The 19,805-nt window shown below is 63.8% G+C and carries 18 protein-coding genes; 11 read left to right on the forward strand and 7 right to left on the reverse strand.

Annotated elements, in window-relative coordinates; genetic code table 11:
* Positions 1-137: 137 nt before the first annotated feature.
* The 6 genes from rpmH to argB are packed head-to-tail and all read left to right on the forward strand — an operon-like array spanning position 138 to position 4,194.
* Positions 138-272 (forward strand): 50S ribosomal protein L34, encoded by a 135-nt coding sequence (gene rpmH / locus VNC39_RS07295; RefSeq protein WP_284259385.1) that lies wholly within the window; start codon positions 138-140, stop codon positions 270-272.
* A 30-nt stretch (positions 273-302) separates the two neighbouring features.
* Positions 303-647 (forward strand): ribonuclease P protein component, encoded by a 345-nt coding sequence (rnpA, locus tag VNC39_RS07300; protein WP_325397659.1) that lies wholly within the window; start codon positions 303-305, stop codon positions 645-647.
* Positions 644-877, forward strand: coding sequence for a membrane protein insertion efficiency factor YidD (gene yidD, locus VNC39_RS07305; RefSeq protein ID WP_325397661.1), 234 nt, complete (start codon positions 644-646; stop codon positions 875-877). Before rnpA ends, yidD begins: the two co-directional genes overlap by 4 nt.
* A gap of 6 nt (positions 878-883) precedes the next feature.
* A complete protein-coding gene (gene yidC / locus VNC39_RS07310) occupies positions 884-2,629 on the forward strand; it encodes a membrane protein insertase YidC (RefSeq protein WP_325397663.1) in 1,746 nt (581 codons plus the stop codon).
* Positions 2,566-3,270: a ribosome biogenesis GTP-binding protein YihA/YsxC gene (gene yihA, locus VNC39_RS07315; protein ID WP_325397665.1), complete on the forward strand. Its 705-nt coding sequence runs from the start codon at positions 2,566-2,568 to the stop codon at positions 3,268-3,270. The genes yidC and yihA overlap by 64 nt, the downstream gene beginning before the upstream one ends.
* Before the next feature lie 33 nt (positions 3,271-3,303).
* Positions 3,304-4,194 carry an acetylglutamate kinase gene (gene argB / locus VNC39_RS07320; RefSeq protein WP_325397667.1) on the forward strand — a complete coding sequence of 297 codons (891 nt, stop codon included), beginning with the start codon at positions 3,304-3,306 and terminating at the stop codon, positions 4,192-4,194.
* 155 nt (positions 4,195-4,349) lie between these two features.
* On the opposite strand, the gene VNC39_RS07325 is transcribed toward argB, so the two are convergent.
* The 4 genes from VNC39_RS07325 to VNC39_RS07340 form a co-directional block, all read right to left on the reverse strand.
* The gene (locus tag VNC39_RS07325) at positions 4,350-5,453 is read right to left on the reverse strand and encodes a PA0069 family radical SAM protein (protein WP_325397669.1); all 1,104 of its coding nucleotides are present in this window, start codon (positions 5,451-5,453) and stop codon (positions 4,350-4,352) included.
* A 748-nt stretch (positions 5,454-6,201) separates the two neighbouring features.
* Positions 6,202-6,741 carry a molybdenum cofactor biosynthesis protein B gene (moaB, locus tag VNC39_RS07330; protein ID WP_325397671.1) on the reverse strand — a complete coding sequence of 180 codons (540 nt, stop codon included), beginning with the start codon at positions 6,739-6,741 and terminating at the stop codon, positions 6,202-6,204.
* A 5-nt stretch (positions 6,742-6,746) separates the two neighbouring features.
* Entirely contained in the window at positions 6,747-8,378 is a 1,632-nt protein-coding gene (locus VNC39_RS07335) for a lytic transglycosylase domain-containing protein (protein WP_325397673.1), read from the reverse strand.
* A 129-nt stretch (positions 8,379-8,507) separates the two neighbouring features.
* Positions 8,508-9,338 carry a uracil-DNA glycosylase gene (locus tag VNC39_RS07340; protein WP_325397675.1) on the reverse strand — a complete coding sequence of 277 codons (831 nt, stop codon included), beginning with the start codon at positions 9,336-9,338 and terminating at the stop codon, positions 8,508-8,510.
* 96 nt (positions 9,339-9,434) lie between these two features.
* Here VNC39_RS07340 and VNC39_RS07345 point away from each other — a divergent pair, with 96 nt between their 5' ends.
* The gene (locus VNC39_RS07345; RefSeq protein ID WP_325397862.1) at positions 9,435-11,039 is read left to right on the forward strand and encodes an electron transfer flavoprotein-ubiquinone oxidoreductase; all 1,605 of its coding nucleotides are present in this window, start codon (positions 9,435-9,437) and stop codon (positions 11,037-11,039) included.
* Positions 11,040-11,178: 139 nt separating this feature from the next.
* Here VNC39_RS07345 and VNC39_RS07350 read toward each other — a convergent pair whose 3' ends face one another.
* Positions 11,179-11,979: a tetratricopeptide repeat protein gene (locus VNC39_RS07350; protein WP_325397677.1), complete on the reverse strand. Its 801-nt coding sequence runs from the start codon at positions 11,977-11,979 to the stop codon at positions 11,179-11,181.
* A 151-nt stretch (positions 11,980-12,130) separates the two neighbouring features.
* Between VNC39_RS07350 and dapB the strand changes: the two genes are divergently transcribed.
* The 3 genes from dapB to trmB all read left to right on the forward strand — a co-directional run bounded on the left by dapB (position 12,131) and on the right by trmB (position 14,878).
* Positions 12,131-12,892 carry a 4-hydroxy-tetrahydrodipicolinate reductase gene (dapB, locus tag VNC39_RS07355; protein WP_325397679.1) on the forward strand — a complete coding sequence of 254 codons (762 nt, stop codon included), beginning with the start codon at positions 12,131-12,133 and terminating at the stop codon, positions 12,890-12,892.
* Positions 12,893-12,953: 61 nt separating this feature from the next.
* Positions 12,954-14,141: a methionine adenosyltransferase gene (gene metK, locus VNC39_RS07360; RefSeq protein WP_325397681.1), complete on the forward strand. Its 1,188-nt coding sequence runs from the start codon at positions 12,954-12,956 to the stop codon at positions 14,139-14,141.
* 68 nt (positions 14,142-14,209) lie between these two features.
* Positions 14,210-14,878, forward strand: a complete 669-nt coding sequence (trmB, locus tag VNC39_RS07365; protein WP_325397683.1) for a tRNA (guanine(46)-N(7))-methyltransferase TrmB — start codon at positions 14,210-14,212, stop codon at positions 14,876-14,878.
* 143 nt (positions 14,879-15,021) lie between these two features.
* Here the strand turns inward: trmB and VNC39_RS07370 are convergent, their stop codons facing one another.
* A complete protein-coding gene (locus tag VNC39_RS07370; RefSeq protein WP_325397685.1) occupies positions 15,022-16,341 on the reverse strand; it encodes a nitrate/sulfonate/bicarbonate ABC transporter ATP-binding protein in 1,320 nt (439 codons plus the stop codon).
* A gap of 6 nt (positions 16,342-16,347) precedes the next feature.
* A complete protein-coding gene (locus VNC39_RS07375; protein WP_325397864.1) occupies positions 16,348-18,075 on the reverse strand; it encodes an ABC transporter permease in 1,728 nt (575 codons plus the stop codon).
* Positions 18,076-18,633: 558 nt separating this feature from the next.
* Between VNC39_RS07375 and VNC39_RS07380 the strand changes: the two genes are divergently transcribed.
* Positions 18,634-19,770, forward strand: coding sequence for a DegT/DnrJ/EryC1/StrS family aminotransferase (locus VNC39_RS07380; protein ID WP_325397687.1), 1,137 nt, complete (start codon positions 18,634-18,636; stop codon positions 19,768-19,770).
* Positions 19,771-19,805: the final 35 nt, after the last annotated feature.

The following is a 19,805-nucleotide window of genomic DNA, read 5'->3' on the forward strand; positions in this document are numbered from 1 at the left end:
GCTTCTTCCGGCCCACCGACATCGCTTTGCATTGACGGAGGAGGGCAGGCGCTTCTATATGCGCCCCACACAAGGCTGAATCGGGGACGGTTCGGCGCATTACGTTTTTATCTTTGTTTTTCGCCGGAGTTCATATCGTGAAACGGACCTATCAACCTTCCAAACTCGTCCGCAAGCGCCGGCATGGTTTTCGCGCCCGTATGGCAACGGTTGGCGGCCGCAAGGTGATCGCCAACCGCCGTGCCAAGGGTCGCGCCAAACTTTCTGCCTGATCTGGTATCGGCGCGGTTCGAACCATCGTCATGGCCGCAAGAACTCCCCCGGAGACCTTTCGGTGCCGTGCGGAGTTCTTGCGGCTCGCGGCGCGGGGGCGCAAGCTCAGCCGTCCGGGGTTTTTGATGCAGGCGCTTGCCCAGCCGGGTGAGGCGCCGGTGCGCGTCGGCTACACGGCGACCAAGAAGATCGGCAATGCGGTGCTGCGCAACCGTGCCCGCCGCCGCCTGCGTGAGGCGGTGCGGCTCACGTTTGCGGAGCGGCCGATTTACGGCGTCGAGCTGGTCCTGGTCTGCCGCAAGGAGACCGCGACGTTGCCCTTCGCCACGCTCCGCGCCGGCCTTGAATCGGCCCTGGCCGAATTGCGCACATGAGCCCGGCTGCCTTGGCCCTGTCCGGTGCGATCCGCGTTTACGAGCTGACGCTGCGGCCCGTGATCGGCGCCAATTGTCGTTTTTACCCGTCTTGCAGCGCCTATGCGCGCGAGGCCATTTGTACGCATGGCGCCGGGCGCGGCGCGCTGCTTGCCGGAAGACGGATTTTACGCTGCCATCCCTGGCATCCGGGCGGTTTCGACCCGGTGCCGCCGCTCAAGGATTCGTAAAGCCCCATGGACCAAAAGCGCCTGATGCTCGCCATCGCCCTGTCACTCGGCATTTTGCTGGTGTTTCAGTTCGCGATCGAACGTTTCCTGCCGCATCCTCCGCCTCCGCCGCCGACGCCGGCCCAGGTGCAGGCGAACAATGCGGGCGCGCCGCAGGCCGCGGGAAGCAGCGTGCCGGGCGCCGCGGCGACCGCGCCGGCCGGCCCGCGCCTGGTCATCGACGCGCCGAAAATGTCCGGTAGCATCGGTCTGACCGGCGCGGTGTTCGACGATGTGGTGCTCAAGGATTATCGCCAGACGCTCGCCAAGGATTCGCCGCTGGTGCAGCTGCTGGGCCGTCGTGGCAGCGCCACGCCTTCATACGCGCAATTCGGCTGGACGCCGGTCGGCAACGTCAAGGTGCCGACCGATTCGACAATCTGGACGCCGTCGGGCAACGATCTGACCCCGCAGAGCCCGGTCACACTGAGCTGGGATAACGGCGCGGGCCTGACCTTCCAACTGCTGGTCTCGGTCGACGATCATTACATGTTCACGGTGCGCCAGCAGGTGGTCAACCATACCGGCGCGCCGGTGCAGCTCTTCCCGTGGTCCCGCGTGGTGCGCGACTATAAGCCGGAGGAGCAGAGCTCCTATATTCTGTTCGAAGGTCCGCTCGGCGTGTTCAACGGCACGCTGCACCAGCAATCATATAATTCGATCAAGAATAACGGCGAGCACAGCGCCGGCGGTCAGGCCTACTCCGAGACCAGCGACGGTGGCTGGATCGGCATCACCGATAAATATTGGCTCACGGCCTTGGCCCCGGCGCAGACCACGCAGCAGACCGGCTCGATGAGCTATGGCACCGCCGCCGACGGTGACGGCCACGCCTATCAGACCTCGTTCATCAGCGCGACACCGCTCACCATTGCCGCCGGTGCCACCGGCGGCCTGCAGACGCATCTGTTCACCGGCGCCAAGGTGGTGAAGCTGCTGGATGCTTATGGGCGCGAATACAACATTCCGAGCCTCGATAAGTCGGTGGATTTCGGCTACCTGTATTTCATCACCAAGCCGATCTTCTTTTGCCTCGACTGGCTGAATTCGCTCACCGGCAATTTCGGTCTGGCGATCATCATCTTCACCGTCGGCGTGAAACTGCTGTTCTTCCCGCTGGCCAGCTATTCCTACCGTTCGATGGGGCGGATGAAGCTGGTGCAGCCGAAGATCCAGGCGATCCGCGAGCGGTTGAAGGATGATCCGGCGAAGCAGCAGCAAGAGATCATGGCGCTGTACAAGACCGAAAAGATCAACCCGGCATCCGGCTGCCTGCCGATGGTCGTGCAGATCCCGGTCTTCTTCTCGCTCTATAAGGTGATCTTCACCACCATCGAGATGCGTCAGGCGCCGTTCTATGGCTGGATCCATGATCTTTCGATGCCGGACCCGACCAACCTGTTCAATCTGTTCGGGCTGGTTCCCTTCGACCCGACGATGATCAGCCCGTTCCTGCATCTCGGCGCGCTGCCGATCATCATGGGCTTCACCATGTATCTGCAGCAGAGACTGAATCCGGCGCCGCCGGACCCCGTGCAGGCGCGCATGTTCCAGTTCATGCCGATCATCTTCACTTTCGTGCTGGCACGCTCGCCGGCCGGCCTGGTGCTGTACTGGGCCTGGAACAACCTTCTCTCGGTAGGACAACAATGGCTGATCATGCGCCAGGCGGGGACCCCGCGGCGGGCGGCACTGGCGAAGGCCAAGGGCTGAATTTCCAGGCCGAAGCGTTCAGCCCCGACCAGCTCGAAGCCGGCCGGAAGCTGTTTGCCGGGCAATGTGACTTCTTCTACGCCGCGCAGGCCCTGGATCATCTTCCGGAGCCGCGTGGCGAAGAGTTCGCGTTCGCGGGCCGTTCCAATGTCGGCAAATCCTCGCTGCTGAACGCGCTCACCAACCGCCACGGACTGGCGCGCGTGTCGCACCAGCCGGGGCGCACGCGGCAGTTGAATTTTTTCCGGTTCGAAGCGGCGCCCATCGTGCTCGTGGACATGCCGGGCTATGGCTATGCCGAGGCGCCGCAGGCCATCAAGCGCGATTGGCAGGGGCTGATGCTGGACTATTTGCGCGGGCGGCCGAATCTGCGCCGCGTGCTGCTGCTGCTCGACTCGCGGGTGGAGATCAAAAAGTCCGACGAGACGGTGCTGGAACTGCTCGACCAGTCGGCGGTTTCCTATCAGATCGTGCTGACCAAGGCTGATGCGGTGAAACCGCGCGCCTTGACGCGCAAGCAGGAGGAGGTAAGGGCTCTGGCGGCCTCTCACCCGGCGGCGCTGAACGAGGTGATCACCACTTCGAGTGAAACCGGGTTCGGCATCGACGCGTTGCGCGCCAGCATCGCCGCCTTCGCGTGAGGCGGCGGGGCGCTTGAAGAAAGGGTCAGGTTTGTGAGCAGCACCATTACCGCCGCGCAGGAAGCGCATATCGTCGCCCGCGCACTACCTTATTTGCGCCGTTATGCGGGTGCCACGATCGTGGTGAAATATGGTGGCCATGCGATGGGGCAGGAGACGCTGGCCGTCGAGTTCGGCCAGGACATCGCGTTGCTCAAGCAGGTCGGCATCAACCCGGTGGTGGTGCATGGCGGCGGGCCGCAAATCAACGCCATGCTGGACCGCCTGGCGATCAAGTCCAATTTCATTGACGGGTTGCGCGTGACCGATGCCGCCATGGTCGAAGTGGTGGAGATGGTCCTGGCCGGCAGCGTGAACAAGCAGGTGGCGGCGCTGATCAACCGCGCCGGCGCGCTGGCCGTGGGCATTTCCGGCAAGGATGGCGGGCTGATCCGGGCGCGCAAGCTGCGCCGGACCAAGAAAGACCCGGATTCGAACATCGAGAAGGTGCTCGATCTCGGTTTTGTCGGCGAGCCCGGTTTCATTGACACCAGGGTGATCAATGCCTTGACCGGCGCCGGGCTGATCCCGGTGATCGCACCGGTCGGCATCGGCGAGGATGGCGAGACCTATAACATCAACGCCGACACTGCGGCCGGCGCCGTCGCCGGCGCGCTGAACGCGACCCGTCTGCTGATGCTGACCGATGTGCCCGGCGTGCTGGACCGGCAGAAGCGGCTGATGCCCGATTTATCCCTGACGCAGATCAATGAACTGATCGCCGATGGCACGATTTCCGGCGGCATGATCCCGAAGGTGGAAACCTGCATGGAAGCCGTCACGCAGGGCGTGAAGGGCGCCACCATTCTCGACGGCCGCGTGCCGCACGCGCTGCTGCTGGAATTGTTCACCGAAGGCGGCATCGGCACGATGATTCATCGGTAAAAGGAAGTAAGCGCTACTTTTTGTGAACAAAAAGTAGCAAAAAAAACTTTGATTTATGCTGGGCCATGGGCTGTGTCGGCGCCAACGCTCATGGCCCAGCATAGTGAAAGTTTTTGCGCCGCTTTTTTTAAAAAGCGGCTGCTTACTTACTTGCCTTAAAACAGAGAAAGCTGCGCGTTAGGCGCTGGCTGCGGCATGCGGAACTGCGTGACGTCCAGTTTCGGTTGCGCCCCGTCCAACCGGAACTGCCGTGCCGCGCGGGTGAAACGCTGTTGCAGCAGGTCGGCGAATGGGCCGGTGCCGGTGAAGCGCGAGCCGAATTCGGGATCGTTCAGCCGTCCGGCCCGGCTTTGGCGGATCAAGCTCAGCACATGGTTCGCGCGGTCCGGCAGATGCGTGTGCAGCCAGTCCGTGAACAGCGGGCCGAGTTCCAAAGGCAGGCGCAGCAAGATCATATGGGCGTCGACTGCCCCGGCCTGGGACGCGGCTTCCAGGATGCTCTCCAACTCCGCGTCGTTCACGCCCGGGATCATCGGCGCGGCGATCACCCCGGTGGGAATGCCGGCGTTCAGCAGTGCCGTGATCGCCGCCAGGCGGCGGGCCGGGGCGGCGGCGCGCGGTTCCATCGCGCGCGCCAATGCCGGGTCGAGCGTGGTGATGGAGAGATGCACGCGCGCCAGGTTTTTCGCCGCCATGCGGGCGAGAAAATCGATATCGCGCAGCACGCCGGCGGATTTCGTGACGATGCTGACCGGGTGGTTGAAGCGCTCCAGCACCTCCAAAATGCCGCGCGTCAGGCCCAGTGTGCGTTCCACCGGCTGGTACGGGTCGGTATTGGTGCCCAGCGCCAGCACGGCGGGCTGGTAGCGGGGTTTCGACAATTCCGCCTCGAGCAGCCGCGCCGCTTCCGGCTTGAAAACGATCTTGGTCTCGAAATCGAGGCCGGGCGAGAGGCCGAGATAGGCGTGCGTGGGGCGGGCGAAACAGTAGATGCAGCCATGTTCGCAGCCGCGATAAGGATTGATGCTGCGGTCGAAGCCGAGATCGGGACTGTCATTGCGGGCGATGATGCTGCGCGTCGCATCGCGCATCAGGCTGGTTTGCGGCCGCTGTGTCTCCTCCTTGAGGTCCCAGCCATCGTCGAACGGCTCGGTATGTTCCCGGTCGAAGCGGTTAGCCGGATTCTGCGCCGTGCCGCGACCTTTCCAGGCGCCGTTCCGGATGCCATCGGCCACGTGCACGCGTTTTACCGCCCCCATGATGCCGCTCCCTTATTGTGGGTGTGTCCTTTGAACATAAACATCATTTCACTTGCTGATGGGTCTCGTCGAACGAGAACAAACAAAGAACAAAACTGGGTCCGACGCAAGTTTTATTTTCGTGCGCGCCGCCGCCGAGGGCTGCCGGGCGAGGCGGAGATGGCTGTAATTTCCTGAAATGTTACAGCCAGCTATACAGCTCTACATTGTTGTATAATAACGGGTGAGACGGCGGAAGACGCGTACAAGCGGGTCGAATACGCCTGAAATCTAAAAAATTCCTTAGGTCGATGAACCGGGCATCACGCGCGGTGGATGGACTTAAGTCCTTGATGTCGAAGAGGCGGGGCGAGGGGATGTGGGCTGAGGCGTGCGCCGATGCGCATTGTGTTTTCCGCAATGGATTAAATCTGTGTTGGCTCTTGCTGGTGGGCCTGCGGAACGTCACCAGCTGACCTCTGCGCGCTATGCGCGTAATTGAGACGTCGCGCTGTAGGGCTGGATTTTTTCCCAGGGCGTGCGTTTTTGCGCGGGCCGCGAAGATGTTCGTCGTTCGTTCGTTCGTATCGATCTCATTTCGTTTTCGTAATTTGCCGAAATGGCGGACGCGCGGCGGCCACCATGTCCGGGACTGGCGCGACCGACATCACCTCGTTTTTGGGGCACGGCCGCGTGTCCTGGCCTTGATGAGGACCTCGGCGTGCGGTCATGACCAAGCGGCGGCAGAAGGAAGCCGGCCGGCACGCTTTCAGGGTCTCAGATGTTCTTTCAGACGCGGCATCAGCTCGACCAGATTGCAGGGCTTGTGCCGTGAATCGAGCTGATAGAGCAGGATGTCGTCCCAGCCATCCTTCGCCGCGCCGGTGCTGCCGGGGAGGGCGAACAGATAGGTGCCGTTCGCGACCCCGCCCAGAGCGCGGGACTGCATCGTCGAGGTGCCGATCTTCTGGTAGGAGAGCATGCGGAACAGCTCGCCGAACCCTTCGATGGTCTTGTCCAGCACGCGGCCGAACGCTTCCGGCGTCACGTCCCGTCCGGTCACGCCGGTTCCGCCCGTGGTGATCACCACGTCGATGGCCGGATCGGCGATCCAGTGGCGAAGCTGTGCGGCGATGGCGTCCGCATCGTCGCGGATGATGGTCCTGCCCGCCAGAACATGGCCGGCGCGGATGACGCGTTCGGCGAGCGCGTCGCCGGATGTATCATTGGCTTGGGTACGGGTGTCGGAAATGGTCGCCACCGCGATATTAACCGGCAAGAATTTCGCCGTCTCGTCGATCCTGTGCATGAAGCTCAGTTGGCAGAGGCCATATCGAAATTCAAGTCGAGGCGCGGGAAGCCGCCTTCGGCGAGCACGTTCAGGCTGGTCGGCTTCAGCCCGATCTGCTCGGCGTACAGCCAGGTATCGGCCAGAACCTGCTTGACGAAGCGGCGCGTCTGATCGGTCGGGATCGATTCGATGAACAGCAGCGGGTCGCTGTTGGCGGCGAGATTCTGATACCAGGATGCGGCCGCGCCCGGACCGGCATTGTAGCTCGCCAGCACCGCCAGCAGACTGTCGTCGATCCCCGGCTGTTTCCCGAGATAGCGGATATAGGCCTGGCCCAGCGCCAGGTTGTCAGCGGGATTGGTGACGGAGCCGCTCAGCCCTTTCTCCTGGCGGATATAGCGCGCGGTCTCCGGCATCAGCTGCATCAGGCCGCGCGCCCCGACCGGCGAGACGGCATGCGGGTTGAAACCGGATTCAGTGCGGGTGACGGCGTAGACCAGCGCCGGATCGATGGTGAAGCCGCCGGCCGGGTACAGAGCCGGCAATGGCAGGCTGGCCCCGGCGATTTCATTCACCTGGTTCGGCAGTTGGCTGGCCAGGGCGACGGTGACGTCCACCAAGCCCGCCCGCGCCGCCACGGCCATCACCGAGCGCCCGAATGCCGGATCGTTTTTGATCTGCGGCCAGAGCGCGCGGAGGGCCAACGCGGCTTGCTCCCGTTGACCCGCCTGCAGCAAGGCGAAAGCAAGGTGGCCTTGCGGCGTGGCGTCGACGGCGATGATGTCGGCTTCGGTCAGCGTCGCGGAAATGCCGGTCGGGCCAAATCCCTGGCCGAGCAGGCGTCCGGCCAGCAGGCCATAGAATGTGGCCCCGGTGTTTGCCGCGTGCTGCAACCAGTTGAGATAGGCTTCCGGCCGCTGCCGCCGCAATGCCGCGCGCGCTGCCCAGAAGGCGCTGGCGGCCCGGTCATCGTCGGAAATGTTCGTCATGGCGGCGGTGTCGGCGAAAGTGGTGGCGGCTTCACGCAGCGCGCCGGCTTTCCACTCGGCCAGCCCCTCCGCGAAATGGTGTTGCCAGACCGTGTCCTTTTTCGTCGTGACGGGCGGGGCGGCGGCGCCTGCCGTCACCGTCTGTTCGGGCAGGAGCGCCAAATGCGGCGGGGGCGGCAGGTCGTGGCCGTGCAGCTTGCGGCGCATGAGGGCATAAATCGCCGGCGCTTCGGGCGCGGTGCTGTAGCTTGCGTACCAGTGGAGCAGCTCTGCGGGCGTGCTGATATAATTCGTGCTCAGATAACGCGCCGCCAGCACCGAACCGAGCAGAGTCGGATCGTGCAAACGGCTGATCAGTCTGTCGGCCTGTGCATAGCTCGCACTATTTTGCAGCGTAAAGATTCGTTTATACGTTATAAGTGCGCTGGGTGACAGCGGTTCGGGCAACACGACTTCCACGTCGGGTGACGGCGCGTTGCGGGGGACCGCATAAGCAAACTGATCCTCATTCGCGGCGCTGAGCGGCGTTGAGGGGGAAGGCGGCATTCCCGGGCCTCGTCCCGTAGCGGGGGACTTCGCCATGGCGCTCGTGCTGTCGACGAGGCCAAGGGCGAGAACGGACACTGTAGCCAAAGCCAGGAAGGTCACGTTGAGGCGGGAGAGCACTGGATGAGCTCCTCGCATGACTTAAGTCCGTACACAGCAGAACTGTGAGATGCAAGGCTTTTCGGCGAGACTGGTCTAATTAATAAGACAAATCTGACGGATTCCCTGTGGCTTTTGGGAGGTGGTTCATCACAAAGACGTGATTTTTGTCGGTTGATCTTCCGTTTCCAACCATTGCCGCAGTGCCAAAAGATCCCGCCAGGCCTGCGCCTTGGCGGCCGGCATGCGCAGCAAATAGGCCGGGTGGAAGGTCGGCAGCGCCGGCAAAGGCGCGTCGAGTCCGTCGATGGTCACAGGCCGCCATGTGCCGCGCAGCCGGCCGATGCCCTGGTCCCGCTCCGGTGACGCCAGCAGGGCTTTCGCGGCCACCGCGCCCAGCAGCAGCAGCCCGCGCGGGCGGACGAGGGCGATTTGGCGACGCAGGAACGGCAGGCAGATGGCGATTTCCGAGTCGGTCGGCGTGCGGTTGCCCGGCGGCCGCCAGGGCACGACATTGGCGATTCGCGCGGTGCGCCGGTCCAGGCCGATGCTGCCGAGCATGCGGTCGAGCAACTGCCCGGCCGGGCCGACGAAGGGCTTGCCGATTCGGTCTTCCTCGCTGCCCGGCGCCTCGCCGATCACCATCAGCCTGGCATCGGGGGCGCCGTCGGCGAAGACGAGCTGGGTGGCGGTGTCGCGCAGCGCGCAGCCGGTGAAGCCCGCCATCGCCGCCCGCAGCGCCTCCAGATCATGGCATGAGGCGGCGAGTTTTGCCGCGTCCCCAGGGGGCGGGGGCAAAGAAGGGGCGCGTGGGCGGGCCGCCGCGGCCGGTGGGGCGGAGGGCTTTGGCGGCGCGGATGGCGGCACCACCGCCGGCGCCGCGTGGCGGCGGTCCTGCGGCGACTCCAACAGCGCCTCGTCCGCGCCCCATTCCCATTGCAGGCGCAGCGCCTCGATCAGCCCGGTGTCCGCGTCACTCATTTCGCCGTACCTTTACGCACAACACGGGTATTACCTATACGACGCGAAACAGCCAGGAGGCGTATTTTGTCTGAGCCATTCGCGCCCCGCGAGGCGATGGAGTTCGACGTGCTGGTGGTCGGGGCCGGTCCCGCGGGCCTCGCCGCGGCGATCCGGCTGAAGCAGATCAACCCGGCGCTTTCCGTCTGCGTGGTCGAGAAGGGCGGCGAGGTCGGCGCGCATATCCTCTCTGGCGCGGTTCTCGAGCCGCGCGCGCTCAAGGAACTGTTCCCCGAGTGCGACCCGGCGACCATCCCGCTCACGACTCCGGTGACGGAAGACCGGTTCCTGTTTCTGACGGCGCAGAAATCCCACAATCTGCCGACGCCGCCGCAGATGCATAATGCGGGCAACTACATCGTCTCGCTGGGCAATGTGGTGCGCTGGCTGGGCCAGCAGGCGGAAGAGGCGGGGGTTGAAATCTATCCCGGTTTCGCCGCCGCCGAGCTGTTGGTCGAAGAAGGCCGAATCGTCGGCGTCGCGACCGGCGACATGGGCATCGGCAAGGATGGACAACCCACCGCGAATCACCAGCGCGGCATGGAATTGCGCGCGACCTACACGGTTTTCGCCGAAGGGTGCCGCGGCTCGCTGTCGAAACAGCTGATGCAGCGTTTCGCGCTGAACGCGGATAACGATCCGCAGACCTACGGGATCGGCATCAAGGAATTGTGGGAAGTGCGGCCTGAGCAATTCCGCAAGGGGTTGGCCATGCACAGCATCGGCTGGCCGCTTGAGCCCGACACTTATGGTGGTTCCTTTCTCTATCATTTCGGCGACAACCTCGTCGCGTACGGGTTTGTCGTTGGCCTGGATTACAAGAATCCGTTTTTATCGCCGTTCCAGGAGATGCAGCGCTTCAAGATGCATCCTTCCATCGCGCCGGTCTTTGCAGGCGGCAAGCGCATTTCCTACGGCGCCCGCGCGCTGAATGAAGGCGGGCTGCAATCTCTGCCGAAACTCACGTTTCCGGGCGGCGTGCTGATCGGTTGCGCTGCAGGCATGCTGAATGTGCCGAAGATCAAGGGCACGCATACGGCGATGAAATCCGGCATGGTCGCGGCGGAAGCGCTCGCCGCCGCCCTGGCGGACGGCAAGCAAGCTGAAGTGACCGCCTATGCCGAGATGCTGCGCGCAAGCTGGGTGTGGCCGGAACTGCACGCGGCGCGCAATATTCGCCCCGGCTTCGCCAAGTTCGGCCTCTATGGCGGTCTGGTGAACGCGGCGCTCGACACTTACGTGTTTCGCGGCAGGGCGCCCTGGACGCTGCGCAACCACAGCGACCATGACACGTTGCGCAAGGCAAGTGACGCCACGCCGATCGATTATCCGAAGCCGGATAACAAGCTGACCTTCGACCGTCTCTCTTCGGTGTTCCTCTCCAACACGAACCATGAGGAAAACCAGCCCGCGCATCTGGTGTTGCGTGATCCGGCCAAGGCGGTCAGCGTCAACTGGAACGAATATCGCAGCCCGGAAACGCGTTACTGCCCCGCTGGGGTTTACGAAATCACCGGCGCTGAGCAGGGGAATCCGCAATTGCGGATCAACGCGCAAAACTGCGTGCACTGCAAGACCTGCGACATCAAGGACCCGACGCAGAACATCGATTGGGTGGTACCGGAAGGGGCGGGGGGGCCGAATTATCCGGGCGGGATGTAAGGAAGAAAGTGAGCGCTACTTTTTGTGAACAAAAAGTAGCAAAAAAACTTTGTTAACTTTGGGCCCGTGCAGCTTCAACGCCTCAGGCCCAGCAAAACAAAAGTTTTTGCGGCGCTTTTTTCAAAAAGCGCCTGCTTTCTTAATGCCCTGACTTGGCGAGGATATCGGAGAAGCCCTCGAGCAATGCGCGCGCCTGGTCGGGGGTCAGGTCGACGCTGAGCACTTGTTTTGCCTCGTCCTGGCGGCCGGTGGCGAGCAGGGCCACCGCGTAATCCTCGCGGATTTTTGGCGTCGCCTCCGTGCTGGTGGCGAGCGGGCCGAGATATTGCAGCGCCTCCTGCCCATTGCCCGCAAGCGCGAGAGACAGGCCGAGATTGACTTCGGTCGCCGTCACGCCGGGGGCGAGCAGGAGGGCCTGCTTATAGGGGCCGATGGCGCCAGCGTAATTGCCCTGGAGGTCGAGGGCGATGCCCAGATCGTTTTGCGCCGGGGCGTTGTTCGGGTCGTCCTGCACCGCTTTCGTGAAGGCCAGCGCCGCCGTCGCGGCGTCGTGCTGCAGCAGGCAGCGGCCGATGCCGGTCTCCGCTTGCGAGGAGGCCGGGTCGATTTTCAGCGCCAGCCGGTAAGCGGCGATCGCGTCTTCGCAGCGGTTCAGCGCGTAATAGGACGCGGCCTCATGGTAGAGCGCCTGGATATTGTGCGGATCGCTCGCCAGCACGGACTGGCTGACCTGGAGCGCCATTTGCGGGTCGTTCCCGGCGATCGCGGCGTCGGCGACGTTCAGCACGCCGGCATCGTGGGGGGCGGCCGATTCCTGTTCGAACTGCTGCGTCTGCGATGCGTGGCAGCCGGCGAGGGCGAGCGCCAGGCAGAGCCCGGCCCCGGCGTGCAGCGCGCGAAGGCGGGCGATAATGCGGCTTTCCTCGATCCTATGCCTCACGAAAAATCTTCCTGACTCGCTCATTCTGGTCGGACTCCATCACAGGGAGTCGCGCTGCTTGTCAAACCAGGTGGGAAATCGGCAGGCATGGTGTGCACCGGCCGTGCCAGGGCGATTGGGAATTTCATAAAAACCCGTTATGCGGTGGGACATGACATTGCGCATTGGCATTGCCGGCATCTCCGGCAGGATGGGGAGGCTTCTGGCCGAAGAGGCGGTGGCGCTCGCAGCACTTGCCGGCGGCATCAGCCGGTCGGGGACCGGGCCGGATGGCGTGGCTTTGTCGCCCGATCTCGCAACGCTGGCCGGAATTTCCGACGTGGTCATCGATTTCACCCATGCCAGCACGGTGGTGCCGCATGCGGCGGCGTTGGCTTCTGTGGGCAAAGCATGGGTGCTCGGCACCACCGGTTTTGATGCGGCCGGCACCCAGGCGATCGCGGCGGCGGCGCAAAAAATCCCGGTCATTGCCGCGCCGAACTATTGCACCGGCGTCAACATCGCCTTCGCCATCGCCGAGCGCCTCGGCGCCATTCTGCCGGCGGATGCCTATGACGCCGAGATTTTGGAAATGCATCATCGCCAGAAGGTGGATGCGCCGTCGGGCACCGCGCTCGGCCTGGGCCGGGCCGTGGCCGCCGGGCGCGGCGTCAAGCTCGAAGATGTTATGGTCAGCGGCCGGCATGGCCATACCGGTCCGCGCAAGGACGGGGAAATCGGCTTTGCGACTCTGCGCGGCGGCCAGATCGTCGGCAGCCATACGCTCTCGTTTACGGCCGCGTCGGAGCAGATTTCGCTCACCCACCATGCGCTGGACCGCCGGGTTTTTGCGACCGGCGCGGTGCGCGCCGCGCTCTGGCTGCATGGCAAGCCCCCGGGCCTTTACACCATGCGTGACATGCTGGGCCTCTGAGGCTTGACCCCAACCCGCAGATACGCCATCGGACAGCGCCGAATAATAAGGGAAATTCTCGATGCGCGACAAAGGCGAGTTTCTGTTTACCTCCGAATCCGTCTCGGAAGGCCACCCGGACAAGGTTGCCGATCGTATTTCCGATACGGTGGTTGACGCCTATCTGGCCGCCGACCCCTATGCCCGTGTGGCCTGCGAAACGCTGGTGACCACCAACCGCATCGTGCTGGCGGGTGAAACCCGCGGCCCGGACACCATTACCGCGGAATATCTGGCGCATCTGGCGCGCCTGGCGGTGCATGACATCGGCTATGATCAGCCCGGTTTCTCCTGGCGCAATGCCGAGATCGACGTGCATCTGCATGCGCAGTCCGCGGATATTGCGGTGGGCGTGGATGCCGCCGGCAACAAGGACGAGGGCGCCGGCGACCAGGGCATCATGTTCGGCTATGCCTGCACCGAGACCGAGGCGTTGATGCCGGCCCCGATCTATTATTCCCACCTGATCCTGCGCCGCATCTCCGAGCTGCGCCGCGCCGCCAACTCCACCGTCCAGGGCCTGTTGCCGGACGCGAAGAGCCAGGTGACGCTGAAATATGTCGACGGCAAGCCGGTCGGCGCCACTTCGGTGGTCGTTTCGATCCAGCATGAAGAAGGCATGACGGCCGGGCGGATCAAGGAAATGCTGACGCCGATCGTGAAGGCGGCGCTGCCCGCCGGCTGGATGCCGGCGGCGGACGAGTTCTACGTCAACCCGACCGGCAAGTTCGTCATCGGCGGTCCGGACGGCGATTGCGGCCTGACCGGGCGTAAGATCATCGTCGACACCTATGGCGGCGCGGCCCCGCATGGCGGCGGCGCGTTCTCCGGCAAGGACCCCACGAAGGTGGACCGTTCGGCGGCCTATGTCTGCCGCTACCTCGCCAAGAACGTGGTGGCCGCGGGCTTGGCCGAGCGCTGCACCCTGCAGCTCTCCTATGCCATCGGCGTGTCGCAGCCGCTGTCGCTCTATGTCGACCTGCACGGTACTGACAAGGACGTGGACCCGGCGAAGCTGGAGCGGACCCTGCGGCAGCTGGTCAATCTGTCGCCGCGCGGCATTCGCGAGCATCTGCAGATGAACCGCCCGATTTATGCCGTGACCTCGGCCTTCGGCCATTTCGGCCGCACGCCGGATGCCGATCTCGGCACCTTCACCTGGGAGAAGACCGATCTCGTCCCGGCTCTGAAGTCCGCTTTCGGCCGCTGAAAGACCTGGAGCATGATCGCTCTGAGAGCGATCATGCTCCAGCCGCCGCGCCTTTTTATGGGGTGTTCATGACGCTCAAACCGCCCCCTGACCGGCTTTATGGCCGCATGCGTGGCCACAAACTCCGCCCGCGCCAGGAATGGCTGCTGGCGGAATTCCTGCCGACCTTCGCCTGGCCGGACGTGGCGTTTGGCTTCACGCCGCGGGAATTGTGGCTCGAAGTGGGCTTTGGCGGCGGTGAGCATGCCGAGGCGCTGGCGGCGCAGAATCCCGACATCGGCCTGATCGCGGCGGAAGTGTTCGAGAACGGGATCTGCTCGCTGCTCTCCCGCCTGGCACCGGATGAGACGGTCACAGCGCTGCCGCCGCGCAATCTGCGCCTGTTCACGGCCGACGCGCGCCCGCTGCTGCGCAGCCTGGACGATGCCGCGCTCGGCAAACTGTTTCTGATGTTCCCGGATCCGTGGCCGAAATCCCGCCACGCCAAACGCCGTTTCGTGCATCCCGAGCTGCTGGCCGAGGCGGCCCGCGCGCTGCGCCCGGGCGGCGAATGGCGGATCGCTTCCGACGATCCGACCTATCAGGAATGGACCGACGAGGTGCTGGCGGAGCAGACTTTGTTCGCGATCGGCTCACGCACTCTGACCCGCCCCGAGGGCTGGCCGCCGACCCGCTACGAGGCTAAGGCCATCGCCGCCGGACGGCAGCCGATTTACTGGTCGCTGACGCGGAGATAAGAAAGTGGCCGCTTTTTGAAAAAAGCGGCGCAAAAACTTTTATTGATGCTGGGCCGGTGGCGGTGAAACCAGCACGGCCGAAAGTTAACAAAGTTTTTTTGCTACTTTTTGTTCACAAAAAGTAGTTTTTTGCTTCTCCTTGCTTAAACTTTCTCTTCGTCTTCTTCCTCGAGCCCGAATTGCTGGGCCTCTTCGTCATATTCGAAAAACTCCGCGTAACGGCCCCAGGCGATGACGGTGCGCAACGTCTCCGCGGCATATTCGGGGGACATATGGTCCTCCAGCTCGTCGCGGAAGCGCACCGCCGAGGCGCGGTGGTTGGGGCGCTGGTCGAGCACCTGACGGATCGCGACGATCAGCGGCACGTGGGCATGCAATTGTTCGGCGAAGATTTTCTTGCGTTCCTCGGTGTCGGCATCGGCGAAGCGGCGGCCGGTCTCGGTGAGAATCAGGTCGCCTTCCTCAAGGACCGCAAAGCCGAGCAGCCCCAGAGTCTCACCGAGTGGTAGCAGCTCGTCGGCTTCGTATTGCAGCGCCGCCGCCAGCGCCGGCAGGTCGGCCCGGCCGTCATAAGGGGGGTTGTACAGCGTCTCCATCAGGCCGGCCATCAGGTTGGTGCCGACCGGGTGCAGCGGGGTAGCGAAGCCGGTGCGGCCGGCGGCCGGCGCGCTGGGCGCTTCCGGCGCCTTGCGGCGGGTCATGATGCCGTAAATATCGTCGACCATCTGCCGGAAGGCGGGGTCGAAACGGTTGCGCGGGTGCGCGAACGGCACTTTCAGCTCGTGCGCCACCCGGCCGGGGTTGGATGAGAACACCAGGATGCGGTCGCACATCAGCACCGCCTCCTCGATATTGTGCGTGACCATCAGGATGGATTTGATCGGCAGCTTGCCTTCCATCCAGAGATCGATGAGGTCGGTGCGCAGGGTTTCCGCGGTCAGCACGTCCAGCGCCGAGAATGGCTCATCCATGAGCAGCAGGTCCGGGTGCACCACCAGGGCCCGCGCCAGGCCGACGCGCTGGCGCATGCCGCCGGAGAGTTCCTTCGGATAGGCGCCGTCATAGCCGCCCAGGCCGATCAGATCGATCGCCGCCTCGCTGCGTTCCTCGCGTTCGGCCCGTTTCACGCCCTGGGCTTCCAGGCCGAGCTCCACATTCTCCTGCACTGTCAGCCAGGGGAACAGGGCGAAGCTCTGGAACACCATGGCGACGCCAGGTGCCGGGCCGGTGAGGGGCAGGCCACGCCAGGTCACTTCGCCGGCGGTCGGTTTCAGCAGGCCGGAGGCGATGCGCAGCAGCGTCGATTTGCCGGAGCCCGAGCGGCCGAGCAGCCCGACAATTTCGCCTTCATGCAGGGTAAGATCCACATCCTCGAGCACGACGAGGTCCGTGCTCGCGTCCTTGTGGTAGGATTGGCGGCAGTTGCGGACGGTCAGCAACGGCGCTTCGGCGGTCTGATCCATGATACGTTACCCCAGAGTGGTGCGGCGTGTCGCGTAGGCGTAGAGCGGACGCCAGAGCAACCGGTTGAAGATGACGACAAAGCCGGACATCACGGCCACGCCCAGCACGATGCGCGGCGTATCTCCGGCAGCGGTCGCTTTGGCGATGTAGGCGCCGAGCCCTTGCGCCACGAGATCGGTTTTGCCCCAGCTCGCCACCTCGGCGACGATCGAGGCGTTCCAGGCGCCGCCCGACGCGGTGATCGCGCCGGTGATGAAATAGGGCAGGATGCCCGGGACCATCACCTTGCGCCACCAGAGCAGGCCGCGCACGCGAAAATTCGTTGCGGCCTCTTTCATGTCGCCCGGAAAGGCGGCGGAACCGGCGATGACATTGAACAGAATATACCATTGCGTTCCGATCAGCATCAGCGGCGACAGCCAGATGCTGGCATTCGCATGGAAATAGACGATTGCCACCACCACCGGCGGGAACAGCAGGTTGGCGGGGAAGGCGGCGAGGAACTGGGCGACCGGCTGGGCAATGCGCGTGACTTTCGGCCGCAGCCCGATCCACACGCCGACCGGCACCCAAACCAGCGCCGCGATCGCCATCAGCACGATGACACGGATCATCGTGTAGGCCCCCATCAGCAGCGCCGTGCCGAAATCGCGCCAATGCAGCGTGGTGGAGACGAAACCGACGATCTGCCAGGCGGCATAGAGCGCCAGCGCCGCGATCACCGCGTACCACAGCCCGTCGAGCAGCTTTGAGGGGGCGCGATTCTCATCGACCTGCACCATGGCGCTGCGCCCCAGCCGCAGTCGGAAGATATTGCTGACCACGGCACCGACCGCCTCACCAAGGCTACGGAACAGCCGGGTCCGGCGCAGGAGTTTCAACATCCAGGGTTCCGGCGCACTGGTGCTGGCGGTGGTTTCGAAGCGGAATTTATCCGACCAGGCGACCAGCGGGCGGAAGATCAACTGGTCATACAGCAGAATAACCACGAGCATCGCCAGAATGGCGTAGAAAATCGCCTTCAGGTCGCGCGCTTCCAGGGCGGTGGCGACATAGGAGCCGATCCCGGGGAGGGCGAAGGTGGTGTTGCCGACCGTGACCGCCTCGGAGGCGACGACGAAGAACCAGCCGCCGGACATTGACAGCATCGTGTTCCACACCAGCCCCGGTATCGCGAAGGGAACGTCCAGCCGCCAGAATTTCTGCCAGGGTGAAAGCCGGAAGCTGCGCGCGGCCTCCTGCAGATCGGCCGGAAGGGTGGTCAGCGACTGGTAGAAGCTGAACGCCATGTTCCAGGCCTGACTCGTGAAGATCACGAAAATCGAGGCGAACTCCGCGCCCACGACCTGGCCGGGGAACAGGCTGAGGAAGAACAGCACGGTGAAGGACAGGAAGCCGAGGATGGGCACCGATTGCAGGATGTCGAGGATCGGGATCAGCAACAGACAGGCGCGCCGGCTCTTTGCCGCCAGCGTCGCGAAGGTGAAGGTGAACAGAAGTGAGCAAAACAAGGCGGCGAACATACGCGCCGCGCTGCGCACGGCGTAGCCGGGCAGGTAAGCCGGATCGAGGTGGATCGGCGTGCCCTGGACCGCCGTGAGCGGCGTTGAAATCGTGTGCCGGCCGACATCGATCACCGCCACCAGAACGCCCATGACCAGCAGCATGGCGGCAAAGTCCCAGCGGTTGGGCGCGCGTCGCCCGGCTAGGGCCGGAGGAGTAAAATTCTTCATCGTACCGCCCGGCGTTTGGGGTGGAGTTGCCCCCTCATAGCCATGCGCCGTGTCCATGTCACCTATGTAGGTCACCTATGTAGGCTGCGGGTTTACGCCCGTACGCGGCCGAGTCCGGCGGCCGCGATGCCGGCCGATGCCGCGCCGTGCCGCCGGTGCGGCGATGCCGGCGCGGCGGACCGCGAAGGCATGGGCAAGCCATTGAAAAGAGGCTGCTTTTCGGGCCTCAGATACGTGAGGCGTCCGCAACACACGGGTGTTGGCTGGCCTATTGTTTTTAGATAGAAATTATTGCTAATAAATAACAAATTGGATAGAGCCGGCGAAAAGTGATCGGTTTGCCTGGGGCGTCGCGCATTGCTGGCGGCGTGAATGCAAAAGGTACTGCGACAGAGAAGATTTTTGCACATTGCTGCGAAATTCCGCAGCGCCTGCGCTCTGCATTCTTCCTTGCCGTCCGTCTTCGTGGAGGCGTTTGAGGCGCGAAAGCGATCGGACTGTCATGAATTTTTCTTCAATAAACGCGCGTGTGCGTACGACATAACAAGGATTGCACAAGTGCCGATCCCGTTTATCCGTCCCAAGCCCGCCTATTTGCCCGACCATTACGAGGAACTCGCGGACATCAGGGATACCGGCGTTTACTCAAACTATGGCCCCGTCAACACGCGCTTCGAGCGGGGTTTGACCGAGCAGTTGTTCGGTGGGGTAGGGGGATGTGTCACCGTCTGCAACGCGACGATCGGGCTGATGCTGGCCATCCGCGAAGCGGTGGGTGAGGTCGTGACCGGAGAGCGCCGCTATGCGCTGATGCCGGCCTTCACCTTTGCCGCCACGGCGCATGCGGCGCTGTGGGCCGGGCTGACACCCTTGTTATGCGATGTGGACGAGGAGACCTGGCTGCCTTGCGCCGCGGCTGAGGAAACGCTGCTGCAGCGTTATGCCGGGCGTATCGCCGTGCTGGTGCCTTATGCCACCTTTGGCAATAATCTCGACCTGGCTCGCTATGATAGCCTCTCGCGCGCCTACGACGTGCCGATTGTCGTCGATGCGGCGGCATCGTTGGGCTCGCAGGATGAGCAGGGGCGTGGTTTCGGCACGGGATGCCGGCACGCCGTGGTTTATTCCATGCACGCGACCAAAACGTTCGCCACGGCCGAGGGCGGCGTGATCTATTGTGCGGACCAGGAGAGGCTGGTGCGGCTGCGCGCCATGGGAAATTTCGGCTTTGGCATGCCACGGACCGCGACCATGTCGGGGCTTAACGCGAAGCTCAGCGAAATCGGCGCGTTGCTCGCGCTGGCCAAGCTCGGCGAATTTGAACAATTGGTGGAGCGCCGTGCCGCGCTCGCCGCCCTCTATCGCCAGCGCCTTCCAACATTTGAATTTCAGCGCGAAACAGGCCGGCGCTGTGCCCACCAGTTCATGCCGGTGCTGATCAGCGAGGCGCAGGCCCCAAGACGCGCCGCTTTCATCGCCGCACTCGCTGCGCGTGGCATCGGCGCGGGGCACTATTTCAGCCCGCATTTGCATGAGCAACCGTATTTTCGCGAACATTGTGTCGCTGGCGGACTGGCAGTGACGGACCGGCTTTCCCGGCGCGCTTTGTCTTTGCCGATCTTCGACGACATGACGCGCGATGAGCTGGGGATCGTGTGCGACGCCGTATGGGAACAGCTGGAGGCGGGGCCATGACGGGTGGAGCACGCCGCCATGACGGTTTTTTTTGA

Source organism: Acidocella sp., assembly GCF_035535915.1.
Taxonomy (GTDB): domain Bacteria; phylum Pseudomonadota; class Alphaproteobacteria; order Acetobacterales; family Acetobacteraceae; genus Acidocella.